Below are 206 nucleotides of genomic sequence, written 5' to 3'. Positions count from 1 at the left end.
GAGGGCGACAGGCTGACCGTCGCGGTCGACTGCGAGACGCCGACAGCGACGAGCGGGAACGCCGTCGCGGAGCTCGGCCCCGACACCGACGAGCGCCTGATCGTCTCCTCGCACGTCGACGCCCACGACCTCGCGGAGGGCGCGATGGACAACGGGGCGGGTACCGCGACGATCGTTGAGGTCGCGCGGGCGCTCGCGGCGCGCGA

The 206-nt window shown here is 74.3% G+C and carries 1 protein-coding gene; it reads left to right on the top strand.

Features of this window, described 5'->3' with window-relative positions; all coding sequences use genetic code 11:
• On the top strand, positions 1-206 hold a 206-nt coding region (locus tag EXE44_RS20105; protein ID WP_137718166.1), incomplete at both ends, for a M28 family peptidase.

The organism is Halorubrum sp. SS7 (genome assembly GCF_005435055.1).
In the GTDB taxonomy this organism is placed as follows: Archaea; Halobacteriota; Halobacteria; order Halobacteriales; family Haloferacaceae; genus Halorubrum; species Halorubrum salinarum.
The sequence above is the reverse complement of the archived record's forward strand: the minus strand, read 5'-3'. Positions and strand labels throughout refer to the sequence as shown.